This is a genomic window from Novosphingobium sp. fls2-241-R2A-195, from assembly GCF_030209485.1.
Taxonomy (GTDB): domain Bacteria; phylum Pseudomonadota; class Alphaproteobacteria; order Sphingomonadales; family Sphingomonadaceae; genus Novosphingobium; species Novosphingobium resinovorum.
In genome coordinates this window covers 1-7,835 of record NZ_JARVRY010000046.1, presented here as the reverse complement: position 1 = coordinate 7,835, position 7,835 = coordinate 1, and the positions used below count along the sequence as shown (strand labels likewise).

The 7,835-nt window shown below is 61.0% G+C and carries 6 protein-coding genes; all 6 read right to left on the bottom strand.

Annotation, left to right across the window (positions count from 1 at the left end):
• Positions 1–53 precede the first annotated feature (53 nt).
• The gene (locus tag QRN25_RS25755; RefSeq protein WP_285022373.1) at positions 54–329 is read right to left on the bottom strand and encodes a nuclear transport factor 2 family protein; all 276 of its coding nucleotides are present in this window, start codon (positions 327–329) and stop codon (positions 54–56) included.
• Positions 326–1,084 carry an SDR family oxidoreductase gene (locus QRN25_RS25750; protein WP_271182286.1) on the bottom strand — a complete coding sequence of 253 codons (759 nt, stop codon included), beginning with the start codon at positions 1,082–1,084 and terminating at the stop codon, positions 326–328. The genes QRN25_RS25755 and QRN25_RS25750 overlap by 4 nt, the downstream gene beginning before the upstream one ends.
• A gap of 135 nt (positions 1,085–1,219) precedes the next feature.
• Positions 1,220–3,496, bottom strand: coding sequence for a TonB-dependent receptor (locus tag QRN25_RS25745; protein ID WP_285022366.1), 2,277 nt, complete (start codon positions 3,494–3,496; stop codon positions 1,220–1,222).
• A 111-nt stretch (positions 3,497–3,607) separates the two neighbouring features.
• A complete protein-coding gene (locus QRN25_RS25740; RefSeq protein WP_285022363.1) occupies positions 3,608–4,921 on the bottom strand; it encodes an aromatic ring-hydroxylating oxygenase subunit alpha in 1,314 nt (437 codons plus the stop codon).
• Positions 4,922–5,318: 397 nt separating this feature from the next.
• The gene (locus QRN25_RS25735; protein ID WP_285022376.1) at positions 5,319–5,933 is read right to left on the bottom strand and encodes a TetR/AcrR family transcriptional regulator; all 615 of its coding nucleotides are present in this window, start codon (positions 5,931–5,933) and stop codon (positions 5,319–5,321) included.
• Between the two features lie 513 nt (positions 5,934–6,446).
• Positions 6,447–7,835 (bottom strand): family 43 glycosylhydrolase (locus QRN25_RS25730; RefSeq protein ID WP_285022361.1); only part of this gene is annotated, 1,389 nt, incomplete at its 5' end.

The following is a 7,835-nucleotide window of genomic DNA, read 5'->3' as shown; positions in this document are numbered from 1 at the left end:
GCTCGCCGCATCGCAAGGCCCTGATTGCCACGCCCGCAATTTTGAATCAGACACTAAGCCATGATGTAGCTTTCGGACCACGCCCGATCGCCCTCCACTTCCGTCCACATCTGCGCGGTGCGGTGCAAGGTGACCGGCCCGGCCTTCTGTGCCCCGCACAGGATCGTGGCAAACTCCGAGGCCGGACCTGCATAGAAGCGGTAGTCCACGGTTCCGTCAGGGTGATAGCAATCCGCCAGCAGCCCGGCATCGGCGCGGTCCACGCCCCGGCTATGCTGGGCAAGGACATTGGCGATGGCCTGCCGGTCCGCGATCTGCGCAATGTTCATCCCACCGTCTCCCCGTTGTCGATAACGATATGGGTGCCGGTGATCTGGCGCGATTCCTCGGACGCGAGGAACAAGACGAGGTTCGCCACATCCTCCGGGCGGCCCTGACCATGGGCCTGCACCTGATCGAGCCCGGCATTGTCCTGCGGCAATTGATCCAGCGCCTGCCGCGTCATCGGCGTATCATGGGCGCCCGGCGCGATGGCGTTGCAGCGGATCGCGTAGCCCTGTTCCTGGCAATGTACGGCCACGCTGCGGGTGAGCGCGATGATGCCCGCCTTGGCCGCGCTGTAGGCGGGGATCGCGCTGATCCCCTTGAGCGCGGCGACCGAGGCGACGTTGATTATGGAGCCTCCCCAAGGACCATTGGCGCCCTTGGTCATGTGCGGGATGGCGCTCTTGCAGCCAAGGAAGCAGCCCTCGACCATGACCTGCATCTGCAGGCGGAAGGTGTCGAGATCGCATTCCTCGACATTGCCGAAGCGCACCAGCCCTGCATTGTTCACCAGCACGTCGAGCCTGCCGAAGCGGGCGACGGTCTGGGCCACCACGCCCTGCCACTGCGCCTCGTCGCGCACGTCGTGTTCGAGGAACAGGGCGTCCGGGATCGAAGCGGCGACCTCGCGGCCGAGGTCGGCCTGCAGGTCGGTAATGACGACTTTCGCGCCTTCCGCCGCCAGCAGCCGGGCGTCGGCGGCGCCGAGGCCGGAGGCTCCGCCGGTGATAAGGGCGACTTTGCCGGATACGCGGTTCATGGGATCTCCCAATTCGTCGTCCCGGACTTGATCCGGGACCGGTGACTGTCTTCAGGCTCGGACTGGCCGGGCCCCGCCGATAGGTGGGTTGTTCCCGGCCAGCGGTCCCGGGGCGAGCCCGGGACGACGGCATTCTCAGAACTCGAAGCTGACCGAGCCGCCCCACTGCCGGGGCGGGGCGTAGCCTGCGAGGCCCGCGTAGCCGGGGCTGTCGAACACCGTCGACATGTAGCGGGAATCCAAGAGGTTGGTCGCCCACAGGCCCACCGACCACGATGCCGCATCCGGCTTGTAGGTCAGCGAGGCATCGACGAGATGCGTGGGCTGGATTTTCGAGCGCGGGGTGTCGAGGATCGCGGTGTAGTACTTGGAGCTGGTGTAGGTATAGCTCACGTCGCTGACGAGATCGGCGCCATTGCCCAGCGGGATCACGAAGTTGGCGCCGAGGCTGGCGTTCCACTTGGGCGCATTCTGCAGGCGGTAGCCTTCCAGATCGAGCACCTGCCCGGAGAGCGGGTCGGCATAGAGGAACTGCTTGTACTTGGCATCGAGGTAGGCGAGCGAGGCGCGCAGCGTCATGCCCTCGACCGGCACCGCCGTGGTTTCCAGTTCGAAGCCCTTGATCTCGGACTTGCCGGCATTGAGGATGCGGTTGCCCTGCGTGTTGGTCGTATCGTCGAAGTAGATCTGCGCGACCTGCATGTCGCGGTAATTGGTGTAGAACGCCGCCAGGTTCACGCGCAGGTGCCGGTCGAGGAAGTCGGCCTTGATGCCCGCCTCGAAAGTATCGACCTTTTCCGGATTGTAGGGCGTATCGCCGTCCGCCGGGACGCCAACGCGCGCGGTGAAGCCGCCCGACTTGAAGCCCCGCGCCCAGCTGGCGTAGAGCAGCGCGTCGTCGGCCACTTCATAGTCCGCGCCGAGTTTCCAGCCGACGTTGTTCCAGCTCTTCTTGCCGCCCACGGTGAAGCTGCCGATGACGGTGTTGCCGATCCCGGTATAGTTCGAGCCCGCCGGATCGCCGATCGAGGTGATGAGGCTGGGCGTCGATTCCGTCTGCTCGTGCGAATAGCGGATGCCCGCCTGCAGCTTGAGCCTGTCAGTCGCCTGCCAGTACCCTTGCGCGAAGCCGGAGACCGAATAGTTGTCCTGATCCTGCAGGTTGATCTGCAGCAGGCCGGGCGCGGCGAACTGCAGGCGATAAGCCTGGATATGGTCGTAGTGGTTCTTGAGGTAGAAGCCGCCGACGAGGACGTTCAGAGTGTCGGTCAGTTCAAGGTTGGTGCGCAGTTCCTGGCTGAACTGCCAGCCCTCGGTGCGACGGTAGGTGTCGTTGAGGAACAGCGGCGTGCCGTCCTGATCGGTGAACTCGCGCAGCGTGAAGTGCTTGTAACCGGTGATCGCGGTCCAGTCGCCGATGCCCGTGTTGCGCCAGTTCATCGTCAGCGTGCCGGAATAGGTGTCCATGTTGGACTGATCGGGCACCGAGTTGTTGGCGCCGTAGTACTTGTCGGGCGCGGTGCAGCTTCCGGCGGTGGCGCAGGGGCTGACGTACATGCCGCCGGTGCCGGGGCCTGTCGTGCCCGGCGCGGTGTAGAGCGCCTCTCCGGGCCGCGCGCCGTTGATGACGATGGGCGAGCCGTTGCGGGCGTTGACATATTCGCCCTGCAACGTCGCGTCGAAGTTGGAGCCGGGCGTGAACTTCAGATAGGCACGCACCGCGTCGAGGTTCTTGCGGCCCATGTCCGAGCCGTCGACGACGTTGGTGACCCAGCCCTTGCGCTGCGTGTGAATGCCCGCGACCTTGAGCGACAGCACGTCCTTGACCAGCGGCGCCTCGATCGAGCCGGTCAGGTCCATGCGGTTGTAGTTGCCGTAGACCGCCTTGACGTGGCCGCCGAAATCGCCGGTCGGCTGCTTGGTGACGACGTTGATGACACCGCCCGTGGTGTTGGCGCCGAACAGCGTGCCCTGCGGCCCGCGCAATACCTCGATGCGGTCGACGTCGTAGAGGTCGAGTAGCGCGCCCATCGAGAAGAACTGCGGCACCCCATCGACGACGATCGACACGGTGTTGCCCGCATAAGGGTCAGGCTCGATCACGCCGATGCCGCGCACGGTGAAGACCGCGCTCTGCGGGGTATTGGCGAAGTTGTCGATCTGGACGTTGGGGATCTGGCCCTGCAGCGCCTGCAGCGAAGTGCCCTGCGTCGATGCCAGCGCCTCGCCGCCGACGGCGGTGATCGAGATCGGCACGTCCTGCAGGTTCTCGGACTTCTTCTGCGCGGTGACGACGATCTCCTGGATGCCGCCGGACTGCGTTTCGGCGTCCTGCGCAAAGACCGTCTGCGGCACGAGAAGCGCGGCGGCGCCAAGTGCGAGGCGTGAGCTTGCGTTGAGCCAGATGTTCATTTCGTTCTCCCCTTCGTTTATGTTCTTCGGACACGGATCATCGTCATCCCGGCGCAGGCCGGGATCGCTGACAGTCTTGAGATGAGAGCCGGCCTGCGCCGGGATGACGGCCTAGCGCCGCCCCTCCAGGTAATCGTTCAGCACTTCGTGGAAGAAGCGCACCCGCGTCTCCTGCGCCGCCAGATAGGCGTCGGTGTATCCGCGAGAATACATGCCCTTCTGCTGGCCTTCCGCCAGAAGCATGTCCTGATAGACGATCTGGTCCTTGATCTCGGGCACGCCGCGGCCGTTGTCGAAGGCGCGGTGCTGCATCTCCGCCTCGCGCAGCGGCTGAGGACCGGCCATGACCGATTCAACCATGGTCTGCCCCTCGACCGGGAATGCCATGCACCACAGATCGAAGGTGCACTTGTTCGGGTCGGTCGGGTGCGGTTCGGTGCGGAAGAAGATCAGGTTGTCCGGCAGGAAGCTGATGGTGACGTTGGGGAACATCACCGTATGCGGGCTGTCGGTGATCTCCTCGTCGTCCATGTGTTCGTAATGGACGTAGCCGCGCTCCTTCCACAGGCGCTTCTTGGCGGCCTTGAGGTCGAGCCAGCCCTGCATCGCCTTGGTCTCGTAGTCCGGGTAGGCGGCGGGATCGATGTCCCATGCCTGCAGGATCATGTCGAAGGGATGCGGCACGCCGTCGGGCAGGCGGTCCGAGAGCGAGGGACGCATCGGCTGCACCGTACGGCCATGACCGTTCGCCCACATCTCGTGCCGCGCGGTATCGACGTCCTGGTCGATCCATGGCGGCACCTGAGGGTGCGCGGTGCGGGTGTGATAGCTCTCGGAGAAGTTGTCGGTAGCGAACTTCCAGTTGGTTTCAAGGTCGATCTTCATCCAGAACACGCGCACGGCGGTGTCCATCGGATAGTTCTTGTAGAGCTCCGGCATCGGCGCGAGGTAATCGAGGAGTTCGGGCGCCTCGTCGTCCATCGTGTACCAGACGAAACCGCCCCAGGTGGCGCAGCGCAGTTCCTTGAGCTTGAGCTTGCCGCAAGGGTTGCCTTGCGGGAAGTCCTGTGGGTCCTGCGCATAGTTCAGCACGCCGTCCTTGCCCCAGACCCAGCCATGGTAGGGGCACTGGAACGAGTCCTGCGAGCTGGCATCCCACACCAGCCGCATGCCGCGGTGGCGGCACGAGTTGTAGAACGCCTTGATCGAGCCGTCGTCTTGGCGGACGCAGAAGACGGACTCTTTCATGAAGTTGTGCACCACGTAGTCGCCCGGCTCTTCTAGTTCGGCCGTGCGGCCAGCGACATGCCAGATGCGGGTCCACATGTGGTCCCATTCGCGCTTCATGAACTCGACCGAGGTGTAGCGCTCGCCGGTGATCGGGTCGCCGCGAAGATTGTCGGCATCGCGTCCGTCGATCATCATTGCGTCAATGTCTTGCTTTCCCATCTGCCATCCTTCTCGAGGAAGCATGACCGCCTGAACTGCTCACCCTTTTTATCAGGTGGCACAAGTCTCGTCGGTCGCTTTCATCGAAGCCCATCGCCCGTCTTTAGCGGATCATTTTTGTTGATCTGGATGCAGAATATCAAAACTGGTCATTCGACCAACCTAGTATATCTGTCAGGCTCATCATCCGACGCGGCCATCGGCCTCTATGGGAACGTGTCAGTGCTGAATTTCTACAGCCTATCCCTCACCGTCTAAGCCGTAGACCGCCTTCGCCAGTAGCCAACTTTGCGCAACTTGAATGTCAGCAACACCGGAAATCGGAAAAATCTGAACGCGATTGCGATAAATTATCGAGATGGGTCGTCCAGCTTCAGGCGCATACCTCAAGCCTATCCAGATACTCCAATCCACCTGTAAAGAAGCAAAGCGCTGGCGCCGCCATCTCCTCGAGGCGGTCCACAGAATGATGGTTATCACTCAAATCGTCCAGAAACCCAGGATCTTGCACCATGAATATTAGAGCGACCTCTATAAGATAAACTCCGGCAAGGAGGTTTCTCTCGGAAATACCCGGCCGATGACGTTGGATTCGATCCGTGAGCATCTCTGAGATTACGCCAAGTTTAGCCAGAATCGGACGCAATTCCGGCATGCGGTATGCGCTCATCAAATGCGATGTCATGACTATGTAATTGCGCAGCGGACTATCTACCAAAGCGGCAGCCTGCATAAATGGAAGGATGAACGCAGAGACGATCTCTTCCGGTTCGACACATTCGGCCCCCTCTTCCGCATCGGTGATACCAGCAGCTATCGTTTCCTGCAGTAGCCCAAGCTTTCGGTCCAGCGCTGCTTCGAGAATTAGATGCTTATTGCCGTAATGATAATGTAGCACTCCTATTCGTACACCGGCCTCCGAGGCGATATCTCGCAATGATGTGCCCAGATAGCCGTTGCGAGCAAACAGGATATCGCAGGCATCCAGAATCTGGCTTCGAGTGGCATCTCCTTTAGCGGAGACTGGAGCACGATTTGGATTGACCGGTTTTTTTCATCTTTGGGTCGCTCCAATCTGTACATCCATCAACCGGCGATTCATTGATCTTTCGGACTTTCAATCAATTATTTGCACGAAGCAGACCTCATCTCGGTGCGAATCTGCGAGCTTGTACGAATTGGACCTTTCGAAAATTTTATCGTTGAGCGCACGCTTCCATCTAATTCTGCCCCCCGGGCGAAGCTGGAAATGACAAGATTGCTTCACGCCTTAAAAACTACAGCCGACCCTTGCTTCCGTTCAGCCGACGATTGCCCGTCCTCAGGTACGGAACGGTAACTATTCCGGCGGGTGTCGACCAAATTAAAGCCATTCAGAAGCGAAGATGTAGGCTGGTCTTATTTCTAGGTTCCACTGTTCGACAGACTTGAACCTGCCGGACGGCTACCTGCAAATTTCAGACATGCCCGTGCTCTTTCCGTTCGGCGCGGGGGTGATCGACTACCGTAGAGCACGATACCGGAATGCACGAAAAATCACATGACCCTGACCTGCCGCAAAAAGCGCCGGCCTCAGACTGAGCAAATTATCGACAGTGTTGGCATTGTAACCCGAGACGTAGCTGCGCACGCCGTGGCGGGTCCATGCCTTGCCATCGAGACTGTAGTAGAAAGTTACGACCTGATTCTGGTTGGTAATGCGCATATGTATGCGCCGCGCTGAAGGCGCGGGTTCGGACCAGTAGGACGCCTTGCCCCCGCGATAGGTCGTCATGCGCTTGCCGTCGATGCCCATGCCGAGGAACAGGCGGTCATCAAAGAACAACAGCAGGCCTCCTTGCGCCTCGCCGGATAATTCCAGTTCGACCTGGATCTCGTAGGCGCGGTCACCGACCTGTTGCGTGAGCGGAGAACTGTCGGCGGGACCCGTGCCTTTGCCAGCGAGTGTCAACTGGCCGTCAGCTATGCGCACCCGTTCCGCCTCATCGGGTGCGCTGGCATAGAGGCTCCACAGACGACCTAGGGACGCCGTCTTGAACGGGTCGGAGTGCGCCATGCCGTGAACTTGCACTGATCCGACTGGCTTCGGCAGCGGTTTCGAGAGGTCTCCCCCGGTTGCCTGGAACCAACCGTCCTGCGTCCATTCAATCGGTTCGAGCAATGTCTGGCGCCCGAGCGTGTGGTATCCGTCCTCGTAACCGTGGTAGACCATAAACCAATCCCCGCCGCGCCCTTCGATGCAGGTGGCGTGGCCCCGTGACCACCAAGGTTCGTCCTCGGATTGCGTGCGTACGATTGGATTGTGCGGGCAATGCTCCCAAGGGCCATGGATCGAGCGTGAGCGGGCGACAACGATCATGTGTCCAGTGGCAGGGCCGCTGGTTCCACCCAACGCGTTGACGAGGTAAAACCAGTCGCTGCGCCGGAACAGTTTAGGTCCTTCAGGCGACCAGGCTTCGGTAATCCAGTTATCTGGATAGTGCCAGGCTTCGTAGGCTGTCTCGACGGGGCCCGCCGTTGCAAGACCGTTTGCAGCAAGACGGACGCGTTTTCCTTCATTGAAGAAAAGGTATCGGTGCCCGTCTTCGCCGACAACGTGACCCGGATCTATCAGCCCGCCGATGCCGAGATCGATGGGCTCACTCCAAGGCCCTTCCATGGAACTTGCATAGATGACGTAGATGTTCGCGAAGCTAGCAAGCGGTGGCGACCAAGTCGCCTTCATGAAAGGAATGTAAATGAAGTAGCGGTCGCCGTGCTTGGCGATGTCTACTGCGAAGACGGTGCCGATGGGGCGGTGGAGCGCGGGGCCCAGCGGACGCCAGTTCACTAAGTTGCGTGTTTCGGAAAGTCCCGGACAGCGATTCCGGTAAGTCGCGGACAGTGGTTT